Source organism: Streptomyces sp. CB01635, assembly GCF_002803065.1.
Lineage (GTDB): Bacteria > Actinomycetota > Actinomycetes > Streptomycetales > Streptomycetaceae > Streptomyces.
The window spans coordinates 142,223-157,099 of sequence record NZ_NNBL01000016.1 but is presented as its reverse complement, the minus strand read 5'-3'; the positions used below and the strand labels follow the sequence as shown (position 1 = coordinate 157,099).

14 protein-coding genes are annotated in these 14,877 nt (G+C 71.7%); 8 read left to right on the top strand and 6 right to left on the bottom strand.

Features of this window, described 5'->3' with window-relative positions; translation table 11 throughout:
- Nucleotides 1-8 precede the first annotated feature (8 nt).
- From CG723_RS30945 to CG723_RS30930, 4 genes are all read left to right on the top strand, one after another.
- The gene (locus CG723_RS30945) at nucleotides 9-1,187 is read left to right on the top strand and encodes an RNA polymerase sigma factor (protein WP_100596819.1); all 1,179 of its coding nucleotides are present in this window, start codon (nucleotides 9-11) and stop codon (nucleotides 1,185-1,187) included.
- Between the two features lie 256 nt (nucleotides 1,188-1,443).
- Nucleotides 1,444-2,658, top strand: a complete 1,215-nt coding sequence (locus CG723_RS30940; protein WP_100596818.1) for a cation:proton antiporter — start codon at nucleotides 1,444-1,446, stop codon at nucleotides 2,656-2,658.
- A gap of 120 nt (nucleotides 2,659-2,778) precedes the next feature.
- Complete coding sequence (locus tag CG723_RS30935; RefSeq protein ID WP_100596817.1) at nucleotides 2,779-3,246, top strand: DUF6325 family protein; 468 nt, start codon at nucleotides 2,779-2,781, stop codon at nucleotides 3,244-3,246.
- 34 nt (nucleotides 3,247-3,280) lie between these two features.
- A complete protein-coding gene (locus tag CG723_RS30930) occupies nucleotides 3,281-3,589 on the top strand; it encodes an SHOCT domain-containing protein (RefSeq protein ID WP_100596816.1) in 309 nt (102 codons plus the stop codon).
- A gap of 78 nt (nucleotides 3,590-3,667) precedes the next feature.
- Here CG723_RS30930 and CG723_RS30925 read toward each other — a convergent pair whose 3' ends face one another.
- From CG723_RS30925 to CG723_RS30905, 5 genes are all read right to left on the bottom strand, one after another.
- On the bottom strand, nucleotides 3,668-5,386 hold the full coding sequence (locus tag CG723_RS30925) for an aldehyde dehydrogenase family protein (RefSeq protein ID WP_100596815.1): 1,719 nt from the start codon (nucleotides 5,384-5,386) through the stop codon (nucleotides 3,668-3,670).
- A gap of 47 nt (nucleotides 5,387-5,433) precedes the next feature.
- The gene (locus tag CG723_RS30920; protein ID WP_100596814.1) at nucleotides 5,434-6,756 is read right to left on the bottom strand and encodes an MFS transporter; all 1,323 of its coding nucleotides are present in this window, start codon (nucleotides 6,754-6,756) and stop codon (nucleotides 5,434-5,436) included.
- Between the two features lie 32 nt (nucleotides 6,757-6,788).
- Entirely contained in the window at nucleotides 6,789-7,724 is a 936-nt protein-coding gene (locus CG723_RS30915; RefSeq protein WP_100596813.1) for a TauD/TfdA dioxygenase family protein, read from the bottom strand.
- Nucleotides 7,725-7,921: 197 nt separating this feature from the next.
- Entirely contained in the window at nucleotides 7,922-8,524 is a 603-nt protein-coding gene (locus CG723_RS30910) for a TetR/AcrR family transcriptional regulator (protein WP_100596812.1), read from the bottom strand.
- A gap of 65 nt (nucleotides 8,525-8,589) precedes the next feature.
- Nucleotides 8,590-10,137, bottom strand: a complete 1,548-nt coding sequence (locus CG723_RS30905; protein WP_100596811.1) for a class I adenylate-forming enzyme family protein — start codon at nucleotides 10,135-10,137, stop codon at nucleotides 8,590-8,592.
- A gap of 73 nt (nucleotides 10,138-10,210) precedes the next feature.
- On the opposite strand from CG723_RS30905, the gene CG723_RS30900 reads away from it, so the two are divergent.
- Both CG723_RS30900 and CG723_RS30895 read left to right on the top strand, forming a co-directional pair.
- Nucleotides 10,211-10,819 carry a TetR/AcrR family transcriptional regulator gene (locus tag CG723_RS30900; protein ID WP_100596810.1) on the top strand — a complete coding sequence of 203 codons (609 nt, stop codon included), beginning with the start codon at nucleotides 10,211-10,213 and terminating at the stop codon, nucleotides 10,817-10,819.
- 29 nt (nucleotides 10,820-10,848) lie between these two features.
- Nucleotides 10,849-12,489: an acyl-CoA dehydrogenase family protein gene (locus CG723_RS30895; RefSeq protein WP_100596809.1), complete on the top strand. Its 1,641-nt coding sequence runs from the start codon at nucleotides 10,849-10,851 to the stop codon at nucleotides 12,487-12,489.
- A 20-nt stretch (nucleotides 12,490-12,509) separates the two neighbouring features.
- On the opposite strand, the gene CG723_RS30890 is transcribed toward CG723_RS30895, so the two are convergent.
- The gene (locus CG723_RS30890; protein ID WP_100596808.1) at nucleotides 12,510-12,749 is read right to left on the bottom strand and encodes a hypothetical protein; all 240 of its coding nucleotides are present in this window, start codon (nucleotides 12,747-12,749) and stop codon (nucleotides 12,510-12,512) included.
- A gap of 56 nt (nucleotides 12,750-12,805) precedes the next feature.
- Between CG723_RS30890 and CG723_RS30885 the strand changes: the two genes are divergently transcribed.
- Nucleotides 12,806-13,852, top strand: a complete 1,047-nt coding sequence (locus CG723_RS30885) for an iron-siderophore ABC transporter substrate-binding protein (RefSeq protein ID WP_100596807.1) — start codon at nucleotides 12,806-12,808, stop codon at nucleotides 13,850-13,852.
- A gap of 9 nt (nucleotides 13,853-13,861) precedes the next feature.
- Nucleotides 13,862-14,875: a FecCD family ABC transporter permease gene (locus tag CG723_RS30880; protein WP_100596806.1), complete on the top strand. Its 1,014-nt coding sequence runs from the start codon at nucleotides 13,862-13,864 to the stop codon at nucleotides 14,873-14,875.
- The last annotated feature ends 2 nt before the right edge of the window (nucleotides 14,876-14,877 follow it).

The following is a 14,877-nucleotide window of genomic DNA, read 5'->3' as shown; positions in this document are numbered from 1 at the left end:
CCTCGTCGATGAACGAGGCCCTGATCCGGAGCCTGACGCCGAGCGTGCTCGCTGTCCTCGTCCGCCGCGGAGCCGACTTCGCGGCGGCCGAGGATGCCGTGCAGGACGCGCTGGTCGAGGCGGTCCGCGTCTGGCCGGCCGACCCTCCGCGGGATGCGAAGGGCTGGCTGGTCACCGTGGCCTGGCGCAAGTTCCTCGACGCCACCCGGTCGGACGCCACCCGGTCGGACGCCGCCCGGCGGCGGCGTGAGGACCTCGTCGACGACGAACCGGCACCCGGACCCGCACCCGCGGCGGACGACACGCTCCAGCTCTACTTCCTGTGCGCCCACCCGTCGCTGACGCCGTCCTCCGCGGTCGCGCTCACCCTGCGCGCCGTCGGCGGGCTCACCACCCGCCAGATCGCCCAGGCCTACCTGGTGCCCGAGGCGACCATGGCGCAGCGCATCAGCCGGGCCAAGCGCACTGTCGCCGGCGTGCGGTTCGACCAGCACGGCGACGTCGCCACCGTGCTGCGCGTCCTCTACCTGGTCTTCAACGAGGGCTACTCCGGCGACATGGACCTCGCCGCCGAGGCCATCCGCCTCACCCGGCAGCTCGCGGCCGCGATCGACCACCCCGAGGTGAGAGGGCTGCTGGCCCTCATGCTTCTCCATCACGCCCGCCGCGCCGCCCGCACCGCGCCCGACGGCAGTCTGGTGCCGCTCGCCGAGCAGGACCGCGGCCGGTGGGACACCGAGTCGATCGCCGAGGGGGTCGAGATCCTCCAGGCGGCCCTCGCCCGCGACCGCCTGGGCGAGTTCCAGGCCCAGGCCGCCATCGCGGCACTCCACGCCGACGCGCCCGCAGCCGAGGAGACCGACTGGGTGCAGATCGTGGAGTGGTACGACGAGCTCACGCGCCTGACCGACAGCCCAGTCGTCCGGCTCAACCGCGCCGTGGCCGTCGGCGAGGCCGACGGACCACGCGCCGGCCTGGCGGCGCTCGCGGAGCTGACCGACTCGCTGCCCCGTTATACCGCGGTGGCGGCGTATCTCCACGAGCGTGCCGGCGACCTGGCGACGGCGGCACAGCTGTACGAGGAGGCGGCCGGCAAGGCACCCAACCTCGCCGAGCGCGACCATCTGACGCGCCAGGCGGCCAGGCTCAACACGTCTCGGCTGAACCGGCTGGAGGGGAACACGTAGCGGTTCGGAGCGAGTTGGGTACCTCGGGGCTGCCGTGCGCCTCGCGGCCATCCGGCGATCCCAGCTCACGGGAGGCCGGTGCGGAACGGCCTGGTCCCTACGGGCTGTCGCGGGCTCGTACCGCCACCTCAGCTCCCTGGCCGCCGCCCTCACCCGCACGGTCCGCTCTCGCATGCGCCCGGCGCCCGTAGCGCCGATGGTCGGAAGAGCATGATCCGGTGCGGAACCGGGGGACGGTTTGGGACAGGGGGACGGTGTGGGACAGGCGGGAACGCTCATCCTCATCATGGCGGCCGCCGTTCTGGCGCCGCTGCTGGCGCACTTCGTCGGCCGACGGGTCCGGATCCCCGTGGTCATCTTCGAAATCGTGCTGGGGATCCTCATCGGTCCCGACGTGCTCGGCTGGGCGCACGGAGGAGAGATCATCGACGTGCTCTCGGACCTCGGCCTGTCGATGCTCATCTTTCTGGCCGGGTACGAGATCCAGTTCGCGGCCATCCGGGGAGACACGCTGCGCCGATCCGTCTGGGCCTGGGTGATCTCCCTGGCTCTGGGGCTGGGCGTGGCGCTGGCCCTGACGGGCCTGGACCTGTCGCGCGCCGTGATCATCGGAACCGCGCTGACCAGTACGGCGCTGGGCACGGTGCTGCCCATCCTGCGGGACAGCGGTGATCTGGAGGGCCGGTTCGGCACAGTGATGATGGCGTTCGGCGCGGTCGGCGAGTTCGGGCCCATCATCGCCATGGCGGTGCTGCTCAGTGGCCGCAAGCCAGGGGCGGCCACGGTGGTCCTCGCCATCTTCGCCGCCGTCACCGCCGCCGCCGTGTTCCTGGCCCTGCGGCCGCGCCGGCCGTGGTTCAGCCAGGTCATCCGCAGCACTCTGCACACCAGCGCGCAGTTCGCGGTGCGTTTCGTGATGCTCCTGCTGGTCGCGATGCTGGCGCTGTCGCAGGAGCTCGGCCTCGACGTGCTCCTCGGCGCCTTCGCCGCCGGACTGCTCACCCGGCTCGTGCTCCAGGGCTCGGCGCCGGAGAGCAGCGAGGAGATTCTGACCAGGGTGGAGGCGGTGGGTTTTGGCTTCCTCGTCCCGCTTTTCTTCATCGTCACCGGAATCGAGTTCGATCTGGCCTCGCTGCTCGACGGCGGGCGCGCACTGGTGCTGCTGCCCGTCTTCCTCGTCCTCTTCGTGGTCGTACGGGGACTGCCGACGTACGTGCTGGCACCACGGGATCTGTCGCCCCTCAGCCGCCGGGCGCTCACGATCTACTCCTCCACCTGCCTCCCGCTCGTCGTGGCGATCACGGCGATCGGCCTGGACGAGGGCGTCGTGAAGAAGAGCGAGGCGGCGGCCCTGGTCGGCGCGGCGATGATCTCGGTCCTGGTCTTCCCGCTGCTCGCTCTGCGGCTGCGGGCACGGGAACGCCACATCAAGCCCCGGATGCCCCAGGCGCCCGAGACGGAGGCCTGGTGACCAGGCGTCGTTCAGGAGAGCTGCGCGTCAGGCCCCAGACGACTCGTTCTTCCATGGGGTTACCTCTTCGCGCGGCTCGCGCATCACATGTTCGTCGCCTTATGCTCCCTAATGTCCGTAATGCACTTCAGGGAAGGCGGCCCGCTCGTGCCCAGTGGCCTCAATGCCGACACCGTTGGACCCGTCGACGTCGCTGTGGTCGGGTTCGAGGGCAACCGGTTCAACGGTGACGTCGCGCCCGCCCTGCGGGAATTGCAGCAGAACGGCACCGTACGCATCCTCGACCTGAGCTTTGTCATGAAGGCGGCAGACGGCTCCGTCAATGTCGTCGAACTGACAGATGAGGAAGTGGCTGAGGCATTCCAGCAGGTCACCGATGCCCAGTTCGACCTTCTCAGTGACGAAGACCTGCGGACCGTCGCGGACAACCTCCCTCCGGAGTCGTCGGCGCTGGTCGTGGCCTGGGAGAACACCTGGGCCGCCCGGCTTGCGACGGCCCTGCGGGACTCGCAGGGCGAACTGCTGCTCCTGGAACGCATCCCGCGGGCCGCCGTCGTCGAAGCCGTCGCCGCGCTCGGCTCCGAGTGACACCGAACGATTCGGAACTAAGGGGAAGATCGGCATGCCTCAGCGATTCGGACGACCGGGCCTTCTGGGTACGATCGCGCGCACGGCGGTGATCTCCGGTACCGCCACCGCCGTCTCCAGCCGAGTGGATCGCCGCATCGGCGAGCGCGACGCGCGTCGGCAGACGGAGTCGCAGGCCCAGCAGCAGGCTTCGGCGCAGCAGCCCCCGCCGCCGCAGCAGCCGGCCGCGCCCCCGGCCGCGGACCGCGTCTCCCAGCTCACCGCACTCGCCGAGCTCAAGGCCCAAGGGCTGCTGACGGATGAGGAGTTCGCCGCTGAGAAGGCCCGGGTCCTGAACTCCTGACCCGGCCGATCGGAGCAGCCGGCTGATCGGAGCACTCGTCCGATCGGAGCACTCGTCCGATCGAAGCGATCGGAGCAGTCAGCCGCGCAGGGCCGACGCGAAGATGCCCGGCAGCCTGCTCGCCCTCGGATCGGTGGCGTAGGCCGTGAGGCGTTCCATCGTCGTACGTCCCGTGCGGTTGGTGACGTAGTACGGCGGGCGCGGCGACAGCGAGGGCGAGCCGGTGAACAGACCGCGCGGCGCGGGCGCGAAGGGGGCCCGCAGGACGGTCTTCTCGACGTCCTCCAGCATGAACGCGTTGTGCACGAACCCGATACCGCTGCCGATGTCCTGGCGGGTGTGGCCGGGGTGGGCACCCCAGGGTGTGTAGCCGAGCAGGAAGCCGAACGCCGACCAGCAGTTGACGCCGAGCGTGCCGTAGCGCAGTGCGGCGACGGCCTCGTCCACGGCGGCGCGGTGGGAACGTTCGGTGCGGGGGTGGACCAGCAGTGTGGCGCCGAGTGTGCCGGGAAGTCTGTCGTTGGCGAACTCCGTTGCCGCGCGCAGGAATTGAGAAGCGTCCTCGCCGGGCAGGCGCACCACGCCGAGGGCGCTGGCGAACACCTCGTCCGTGAGCATGGGGTCGTCGGCGTCGGTGATGTCCGGGACGAGGAGGCGACACGTGTCGTCGCCGTAGATCTCGGCCTCCGGGTGGGCCCGCGTCACCGCGTCGAGACGGTCGGCCGCGCCAGGGTAGTAGTCGCCGCGCTGTGGCAGTTCGCGCAGGACGCGACGGATCTCCGCGAGCAGGCGCTCCGTGCCGTCCCACTGGCGGGGCACGAGCAGGACCTGGCTGGCGACGCAGTTGTGGCCGGAGTTGTTCAGTTTGCCGGTGACGATGTGCTCGGCCTGGAAGCGGAAGTCCGCCGCGCTCCATGGGCCCGGCGTCACGATGCAGGGGCTGACGCCGCCCAGCTCGCTGGTGAACGGCTTGTCGTTGACCGGAGTGTCGGCGCGCCGCCGCTCCTCGGCCTGCGCGCCGGTGCCCCACACGATGACGTCGTGGGTGCGTTCGCTGCCGGTGACATGGATGGTGTCGACGGCCTCGTGGGTGGTGAGGTACGCGCCTTCGGCCGCGCCCCCGTCGACGAAGCGGACCCAGCCGCGCTCCACGAACTCGGTGAACACCTTCTCGAAGTGCGGGCGAAGGTAGGCGTTGACGGGGTTCATCTTGGCGAGGACGACCTGGCCCTCCGCGTACAGCTTGTGCAGGATGTCGAGCGGCGTGATCGCCGGGACGTTCCCGGCGCCGAGGACGAGCGCGACGGCCGGCTCGCCCTGCCGCCCGCGGTACTCGCCCGCCGCGCGGGCCAGGACCTGCTCGCGGGTCGTGCCCGGCAGGGTCCGTACCTCGGCGGTGAAACCGTTGAGCAGGAGGCGGTCCGTGGCCGTGGCGGGGAAGACGTCGACGACGACGCGGCCCTCGTGCGTGCGGACGGACCTGGCGGGCACCGGGGTGTGCCCGGCGGCCAGCCGGCGCAGCACGTGCAGGTACGCGCTCACGGTCTGCGCCAGCGCCCAGGGCGCGGTGACCCAGTCCTCCGTGGCCCAGTTGGAGTCCGCTTCGTAACCCTTGGCGCGGGCCGCGTCGGCGACCATGCCCGAAGCGCCCTCGGCGATGCGCGGGAGCATCCGCTCCAGCAGGGCGATCCGCTCGGTGAGCGGGGTGGCGGTCCAGGACTCGGCGTGGTCGCGCAGGTCGGACACGGCGAGGTCGAGGGGAGCCGTGTCGAGTGTGGGTACGGGTGCGGCAGACAAGGGTCAACTCCTTTGGAGGTGCGAGGGATTGAGGTGGTGAGGTCGCGTCAGGTGCTCAGTCGTGCGATGTCCCGCGCCGGGTCGACGAGCACGAAGGACGCGGCAGCTCCGACGGCCAGGAGCAGTCCGGAAAGCAGTACCGAGTTCTGGTAGCCGTCGGTGCCCTGGGCGTCGACGAGGGCGCCGACGACGGCCGGTGCGCCCAGACCCGCCGCCGTCACCACCGCGTTCATGGTGCCCAGCGCACCGCCGCTGCGGGACAGCGGGGCGAGCTCGGCGACGGTGGTCGCGGCGATTGTGGCGTACGAGCCCCCGAGGCCGAAGCCGAGGGCTATCAGGACGGTCTTCGCGCCCGAGCCGTCGACCAGTGGCAGGGCCAGACAGCACGCGGCGCCCAGGGCGAGCAGCCAGCCGCCCACCCAGCCCCGGGCACGGCGGCTGCCGACACCGCGCCGCATCAGCCGGCCGGTGATGCCGGCCTGCGCGAGCAGCACGCCGGCGCCGATCGTCCAGGGCGCGACGACGAGGGTGCCCGCCGCGTGGGCCGAGTACCCGAGGGCGTTGCGCAGGTAGGACGGCAGCCAGACCAGCATCAGGGCCACGGCCCAGTAGCTGGTGAAGTAGGCGAGGGTGGCGCCGATCCAGGTGCGGCTGGCGAAGATCCTCCGGTACGGGACGGCCGCCCGCGCCTCGTGCGGTATTGCGCCACTGACGGGGGTGACACCCGGGCCACCGGCGGGGGCGAGACCGTGGCGGCCGTCCGCACCGAGGGCGGCCCAGGCCACCGCCCACACGAGCCCCGCGCCCGCGAGCACCCAGAGCGCCGAGCGCCACCCATGGTGCTGGATCACCCAGGACAGGCCGGGCGCCGAGACGATCACGCCGAGGGTGACGCCCAGGGTGATCAGCGCGCCGGGCAGATTGCGCCGGTGGTCGGGGAACCAGGCCAGCGTGGCCTGTTGGGCGACGGGGAACGCGGGGCCCTCCGCCGCTCCCAGGAAGACGCGCGAGACGACCAGGACGGCGAGGCCGCCGCCGATCGCCGCGGGCACCTGGGCGACCGACCACAGGACGGCCATCAGCAGGAGCAGCAGTTTCGGCGACATCCGGTCGGCGGCGAGCCCGACGACGACCGCGGCCACGGAGAAGAGCAGGAAGAACGCGCTGTTGGCGAGCCCGAACTGAGTGGCGCTCAGGTGGAGGTCCGCGCGGATCTCGTCGGCGGCCAGGCCGAGGACGGACTTGTCCGCGAAATTGACCATCATGAAGACCACGAGCAGCAAGGTCACCGTCCAGGCGCGCCGGCTGCTGCTGCCGGTGGCCCTGGTGGTCCCCGTCGGGTGCGGGGGCACGGTCGGTACCGCGGTCATGCGTACTCCTGAGGGAGAAGTGGGAGAACGGTTCAGGACAGCGGGACACCGGCGATGGCGATGCGCTCCATCACCCGGCGCTGCGGGAAGTAGTCGTTGACCGCGTAGTGCTGGACGGCGATGTTGTCCCAGACGGCGATCGAGTCGGCCTCCCAGCGGAAGCGGATCTGGAACTCGGGGATGCGCGCCTGGAGGACCAGGATGTCGAGCAGCTCACGGTTCTCCGCCTCGGTCAGACCCTTGATGTACCGGGTGAACGGCTCGTTCACGTACAGGGTCCTGCGGCCGCTGCGCGGGTGGCGCACCACGACCGGGTGCTCGACCTGCGGCCAGCTCTCGCGGAAGGCGGCCTTCTGCTGGTCGTCCATGAGGGCGCCCCAGCTTGCCTCCCAGTCGTGGACGGCGGTGAGGTTCGCGATCCGCTCCTTGAGGTCCTCGGGCAGGTTGTCGTACGCGGCGCCCATGTCCGCCCACATCGTGTCTCCGCCCGCGGCGGGTACCTCCACGGCACGCAGCACGGCGCCGAGCGAAGGGTTGGCCATGAACGAGTGGTCGCTGTGCCAGATGTTCTTGTTGCCCGCGGCCTTGGCGTCCTTGGCGAGCCGGGAGATGCCGGCGGTCCCGGTCTTCGCGAAGAACGGGTTCGCCTCCGGCGGGCCCCAGATGCCTGACAGCGCGAGCTGGTGCTCGGCGGTGAATCCGGTCTGTCCGCGGAAGAAGATCACCTTCCACTCCAGCAGCGCCTGCCGAAGCTCCGCGGCGAGTTCGTCGGAGATGGGCCGGGTCAGGTCGACGCCGCCGAGCACGGCGCCGAAGTGCGGGGTGAGCGGGTCGATGTCGATCAGCCGGTACGCGGACTGCTCGGCGCCGGGGGCGAGCCGCTCCAGGACCCGGCGGCCGTAGTGCATGAGGGGCTTGTCCAGTACCGGCTTGGGGTTGGTCACGTGGGTCGATGCGACGGCCTGCATGGCGGTCCTCCTGACGGTGAACGCTAATTACGTAACCCGCAGTATCGATATTGAAATGCGCAGGTGCAAGAGGCCGGGAGGAGTTGTTTTCCTGTGCCGCCCGAGGGTCGCGGAACCGGCATCCGGGCATGACGAAGGGCGCGCGGGCACGACGAAGTGCCCTGCGCGCGGGGAAGTGACGGGACGTCAGTCCAATGTCAGGTCCGGGCGCCGACCGCCCGGCCGATCAGGTCCACGACCGACTCGACGAGCGCCTCGTCGGGCATCTGCTGCTCGCCGACCATCCGGAAGACCAGCGACGCCGCCACGAGCGTCGAGGCGGCGGACACATCGACGTCAGGCCTGACGTCGCCGCGTGCGATCCCGCGCTCCAGCAGGTGCCGCGTCTCGCTCATCACACGGGCCGTGTAGGCGCGATAGGCGCCCGGCTCCGCTCCCACCTCGGCGGCGGTACCGATCACCCCGGCCAGCAGGCGGTCGACCCCCGGCTGTCGGTAGGCCTTCATGCGCGCCGTCAGGACGGCCCGCAGTTCGGCCCGGAAGTCCCCCATGTCGGGCACGGTCAGCGGCCCGATCCGCGACTCCGCGGCAGCGATGACCAGGTCCTGCTTGGTGGACCAGCGCCGGTACATGGCCGGCTTGCTCACCCCGGCGCGGGCCGCGACGGCATCCATCGTGAGCGCGGCCATGCCGCTCTCCGCCACCAGGTCGACGACGGCGTCGAGCACGGCCCGCGTGACATGTTCCTGGCGCGGCCGGCCCGGACCCCGGCGTGCGCTCTCCACCTGTTCCTCCGACATGCGGCGACCCTACGCGGGCCGCGTCCGTCGCTGCTCGCGGGGACGCGTCCGCAGGCCGGTGGCGCTCAGGCGCCCACGGCCTGTGTGACGTCGGCCAGCTCGGCCCGCAGCACATGCTTGGTGACCTTCCCCGACGGAGTACGCGGCAGCTCACGGCGGAGGACCAGCTCGCGGGGGATCTTGTAGCGGGCGATCCGCGCCTCCAGCCACGCGCGCACGCCCGCCAGGTCCGGTGCCGTACCGTCGCGCGGCACCACGACGGCCACCACGGTCTCGCCCCACTGTGGGTGCGGGCGGCCGACGACGGCGACGTCGAGCACATCCGGATGGCCGCGCAGCGCGCCCTCCACCTCCTGTGAGGCGACGTTCTCGCCGCCGGTGATGATCACGTCCTTCATCCGGTCCACGACCGTGACGAACCCGTCCTCATCGACCCGTCCCAGGTCGCCGCTGCGGTACCAGTCGCCCGCGAACACCTCGGCGGTGGCGGCCTCGTCGTCGAGGTAGCCGACCATGCGCGTGTCCGAGCGCAGCCAGATCTCCCCGGTATCGCCCGGACCGGCATCCGTGCCGTCGGGGCGGACGACCCGCAGATCCACACCGGGCATGCCGTGGCACCCGATCGAACCGGCCTTGGTCACCTGCTCGGCGGGGGAGAGTGAGGTCCCTGCGGGGCCCATTTCGCTCATCCCGTACACCTGGTGGAAGTCCTGCGAGCCGTACGCCTTCATCAGCCGGCGCGCGGTGTCGGCGTCCAGAGGCCCGGCGCCGTAGATCCACGCGCGCACGGAGGTGAGGTCGAAGTCGGCGAAGTCGGCGACGGCTTGCACGGGGGCGATGAGCGCGATCGGCGCCGCGAACATCGCGGTGACCCGCTCGCGCTGGATCGTCTCCAGCATGCCGCGAGGATCGTACTCGCGCTGCAGCACGACCGTGGCCCCGCGCACCAGCGTGCCGAGCGTCCAGTTGTTGAGGGGGGAGGCGTGCCAGATCGGCATGCAGATCAGGAACCGCTCGTCAGGGACGAGGGGGATCGTGTCCGCCGTGTGCCCGGCCGTCAGGGCGATGCCGCGGTGCGTGTGCACACAGCCCTTGGGGGTCCCGGAGGTGCCTGACGTGTAGAGGATCTGCGCGATGTCGCTGTCCGGGCCCGGTTCCCCGCGGGACGGCTCGGCTCGCGCAACGAGGGACTCGAAACTGTCCGCGGGGCGCGTGTCCGCGTCGGCGTCGGGGTGGCTGACCAGCCAGGGCACGTCCACCGCCTCGGCGGCAGCGGTCGCGCGCCCGCCGATCTCCGCGTCGACGAGCATCAGCCGGGCTTCGCAGTGCTGGAGCTGGCGCGTCACCTCGGCAGTCTGCAGTTTGTGGTTGACGGGTACCAGGGTGGCGCCCGCGTACCAGGCGCCGAACGCCGCGAACAGGAAGGCGGGGGTGTTGTACGTCATCACCGCGAGACGGTCGCCCGGCCGCAGCCCGGCCTCGCTCAGTACCGTCGCGGCGCGCCGGGCGGCTTCGTCGAACTCCCGGTAGCTCCACCGCTGTTCGCGATAGACGACCGCTTCCTTGTCGCCGGCCGAGCGAACCACGCTGTCCAGCAGGGCACTGAGGTGCATCACGTTCTCCTGACGAGCCGGGCCGGCGGAACCGACCGTGGCGGGAAACTCTGAATCATGGTTCACTTCTTTCATGGCCTACCGCAAGACCCCAGCCGAAATCAGCCGGCTCGAAGCCGCGAGAGAGCGCCTCATCTCCTGCGCCACCTCGGTCGTGGCGGAAGTGGGCTGGTCGCAGGCGTCCGTGACCGTCGTCGCCGACTCGGCGGGCATCGCGGCAGGCTCCGTGTACCAGCACTTCCCGTCCAAGGCGGCCCTCGCCGTGGAAGTGTTCCGGCGCGCCGCGGGGCGCGAGGTGGATGTCCTGGGTGAGGTGCTGCACGGTCCGGGAGACCCCGTCGAACGGCTCCGCCGCGGCGTCGAGGTCTTCGCCCGCCGCGCCCTGGAGAACCGCGGCCTCGCCTACGCCCTGCTCGCGGCCCCCGCTGAACCCGCGGTCGGCGCCGAGCGGCTCGACTTCCGCCGGCGCTACCGCACGCTGTGGGCCGAGGTGGTGCGCGAGGGCACGGCGACGGGCCAACTGCCCCCACAGAACGCCGAGATCACCGCAGCCGCCCTGACCGGAGCCATCGGCGAAGTGCTCGTCGACCCGCTCGGCACCCCCGACGAGAACGCCACCGAGCAGCTGCTCACCGACCTCACCGCCGCGGCACTGCGCTGCGCGGGCGCCCCGACCGCCTGATTCCCACCCGCTCCACCGGAGGAGGCCCCATGCCCAGCAACCCCACCGCCGTGACGCACGAAGTGACCAACCAGGCACCGCCGTTGACCGGCCACGACGTCGCCGACGACCCGGTCCTCCTCGAGGGCGTGCGCCGCGAGGGCGCCGAGTGGTCGCTCGACGACCTCCACCGGATCGGCCGTCGCGCGGGCAGCGAGGAGGTGCAGCGCTGGGCCGACGAGGCCAACCGCTACGAGCCGGTGCTGCGCACCCACGACCGCTACGGCAACCGCATCGACGAAGTCGACTTCCACCCCTCGTACCACGCCCTGATGGACGTGGCGGTGGGCGAGGGGCTGGCCGGCAGTGCCTGGGCGGACGAACGGCCCGGCGCGCATGTGGCGCGGGCCGCGGCCTTCATGGTGTGGAGCAGCACCGAGGCCGGGCACGGCTGCCCCGTCTCCATGACGTACGCCGTTGTCCCCGCCCTGCGCCACGCCCCCGACCTGGCCAAGATTTACGAGCCCCTGCTCACCAGCCGTGTCTACGAACCCGGTCTGCACACCCCGGGCGAGAAGCGGGGCCTGCTCGCCGGCATGGGGATGACGGAGAAGCAGGGTGGCACCGATGTGCGCGCAAACACCACCTCCGCCACCGAACAGGCCGACGGGACCTGGCGGTTGCGCGGTCACAAGTGGTTCACCAGCGCCCCGATGAACGACCTGTTCCTTGTGCTCGCCCAGGCGCCCGGCGGCCTGTCCTGCTTCCTGGTCCCGCGCGTCCTGCCCGACGGCAGCCGCAACACCTTCCGTATCCAGCGTCTCAAGGACAAGCTCGGCAACCGCTCCAACGCGTCGAGCGAGCCCGAGTTCGACGACACCGTGGCCTGGCTCGTCGGGGCCGAGGGCAAGGGCGTCCGCACCATCATCGACATGGTGACCATGACGCGGCTCGACTGCGTCCTCGGCTCCGCCGCCGGCACCCGCGCCGCACTGGCCCAGGCCGCCCACCACGCCCGCCACCGCTCGGTGTTCGGCGCCAAGCTCATCGACCAGCCGCTGATGCGCAACGTACTGGCCGACCTCGCGGTGGAGTCCGAGGCCGCCACCACGCTCGCGCTGCGCCTGGCCGGCGCCGCCGACCGCGCCCAGCGCGGCGACGAGGGGGAGCGTGCCTTCCTGCGCCTGGCGACGGCGGTCGGCAAGTACTGGGTGTGCAAGCGGCAGCCCGTAGCGGTGGCCGAGGCCCTGGAATGCCTCGGCGGCAACGGATATGACGAGACGTCAGGCATGCCGCGGCTGTACCGCGATGCCCCGCTCAACGGCATCTGGGAGGGCTCCGGCAACGTCAACGCCCTGGACATGCTGCGGGCGTTGGCCCGTGAGCCCGAGTCCCTGGAGGCGTTCCGTACGGAGATCGAGGCGGCGGCCGGCGGTGACCGGCGACTCGACACGGCCTGGCAGGAGCTGCAGGGCGAGCTGGTCCTGACCGAGGACGCGCCGCTGCGGGCCCGCCGCGTCATCGAACGCGCGGCCCTCGTGCTGCAGGGTTCGCTCCTGGTCCGGCACGCGCCGGCCGCCGTGGCGGACGCGTTCTGCGCGTCGCGGCTCGCCGGGGACCGCGGACTCGCCTTCGGGACGCTGCCGCCGGGGACCGATTTCGCGGGGCTGCTGGAGCGACTGCCTGCGTGACGTGCGCGTTGCGATGCGCCTCAGGTGGACCTCCGGCGGGCTCCGTTGAGCCAGTACGGGGGCGGCCGGTGCGGCTGGTCCACGATCTCGGGGACCGCCACCCGGGGCGCACCGGCGCGGGCGGCCGTCGTCGTGGTGCCGGCACCGACGTGGTCCGCGGTGACAGTGAATGACGCCGCGCCCTTGCGGGTCCGAGGGGAGCCGTGACCGGCCGACGCGCGACTGGCGCCGAGCGCCCGATGGAATCCCTCCTCCCTCAAGTGGTTAAGGTAAGCCTTGCCTAATTACTTACGGGGAGAGCTGGAGGTGTGCCGTCGTGCGCGCTGGTGGTGTGAAGGTCGTGCTGGCCGCGGCGGTTGTCGGAGGGCTCCTGGCGGGTTGCTCGTCGTCGGGAGGCGAGGGCAAGGCGGCGGACAAGGGTGGCACGGGCCGCAATACCGTCGCCGGTGCCGCGGACGGGAAGGGTCCCACCGCCGCGCCGAGCGCCGTGCCCGCCGGAATGGCGAGCGACGCGAAGGACGGCGCCTTTCCGCGCACCGTCGGCCACTACAAGGGCAAGGCCGACCTGAAGCACGCCCCGAAGCGGATCGCCGTACTGTCGACCGGGCAGCTCGACGACCTGCTCACCCTCGGGACCGTGCCGGTCGCCTCCACGCGCGCCGACAACGCGGGACTCGTACCCGACTACCTCGCCGACGCCTTCCCGCAGGACAGGGAGAAGCTCGGCGCCATGACCGACGCGGGAACGCGGACCGCGCCCAACCTGGAGTCCCTGGCCCGCGCGAAGCCGGATCTGATCCTGGTCAACTCCTCGCTCGGAGACCTGTACCCGAAGCTCTCCGCCATCGCGCCCACCGTCGTCACCAAGGGGCAGGGGATCAACTGGAAGAGCGACCTGCTGCTCGTGGGCGCCGCCGTCGGCAAGCAGGAGAAGGCGCAGCAGCTGCTCGACGGCTTCGCTGCCGACACAAAGCGTCAGGGGGCCGGGGCCAAGGGTGCCGAGGTGTCCATGGTGCGGTTCTCGCCGGGACGTACGCGGATGTTCGGGGTGTCGTCGTTCACCGGTTCCATCGCCGTCGACATGGGGCTCACCCGCCCCAAGGCGCAGCAGTTCAGGGCTATTTCGCAGGACATCGGCGCCGAGCGCATCGACACCGCGGACGGGGACTGGATCTTCTACTCGGTGCAGGGCAAGGCCGCCAAGACCGACGCGGCGAACGTGCTCGCCGGGCCGCTGTGGAAGTCGATGCAGGGCGTCAAGGCGAGGCACGCCGTACAGGTCGACGACGACCCCTGGTACCTGAACGCCGGGCCCACCGCCGCGCGGCTGGTCCTCGACGAGCTCACCGAGCACCTCGGCTGAGACGTGCCCATGCTCGGTTCCGCCCCCGCTGTACGACGCCTGGCCTGGCCCGTCGTCGCGCTCACCGTCACCTTCGCCGTCGTCGCGCTCAGCCTGGCCGTCGGCTCACGCCCCGTACCACTGAGCACCGTCGTCGACGCGCTGGTGCACGGGGCGAACGGTCCCGACGCCCTTGTCGTACGTTCCCTTCGGGTGCCGCGCACGGGCATCGGTCTCGCGGCGGGCGCCGGGCTCGGCCTCGCGGGGGCGGCGCTGCAGGCGGTGACGCGCAACCCGCTCGCCGATCCCGGCATCCTCGGACTCAGCCAAGGGGCGGCGGCCGGTGTGGTGCTGGCGCTCGCGACCGGGCGGGCGGACGGCTTCTCCGGATACGTGTGGTGGGCGTTCGGCGGCGCGGTCGTCGCGGCGTTCCTCGTGTACGTGATCGCCTCGCGCGGCCGGGGCGGGGCGAGCCCCGTCAAGCTGGCGCTCGCCGGAACGGCGTTCTCCGCGATGATCGCAGGCGGTACGACGGTAGCGCTGACGTCGAGTTCGGCGACGCTCGACCAGTTCCGGTTCTGGCAGGTCGGCGCGATCGACGGGCGGGACGCGGGCACGATCGTGCAGATGCTGCCGTTCCTGGGCGCGGGGGCACTGCTCGTCCTGTGCTCCGCGCGTGGACTCGACGGGCTCGCGCTCGGGGACGAAACGGCGCGCGCGCTCGGGCACCGCGTCCACCGCATCCGGATCGCGGCGGCGCTGGGCGCGACGCTCCTGACGGCCGCAGCGGTCGCCGCGTCCGGCCCCATCGCCTTCGTCGGCCTCGCCGTCCCGCACCTGGCCCGGCGCCTGGTGGGAGGCGGCCATCGCTGGACCCTTCCGCTGTCGGCCCTGCTCGGCGCCTGTCTGCTGGTCGGCGCCGATGTGGCCGGGCGCGTGGTGCGGCCTCCGGGGGAGGTGCCGGCCGGGGTCATGACGGCGCTCGTCGGAGTGCCGGTCCTGATCTGGCTCGTCCGGGGCCGCCGGACGGTGGGGGAAGAGTGAGC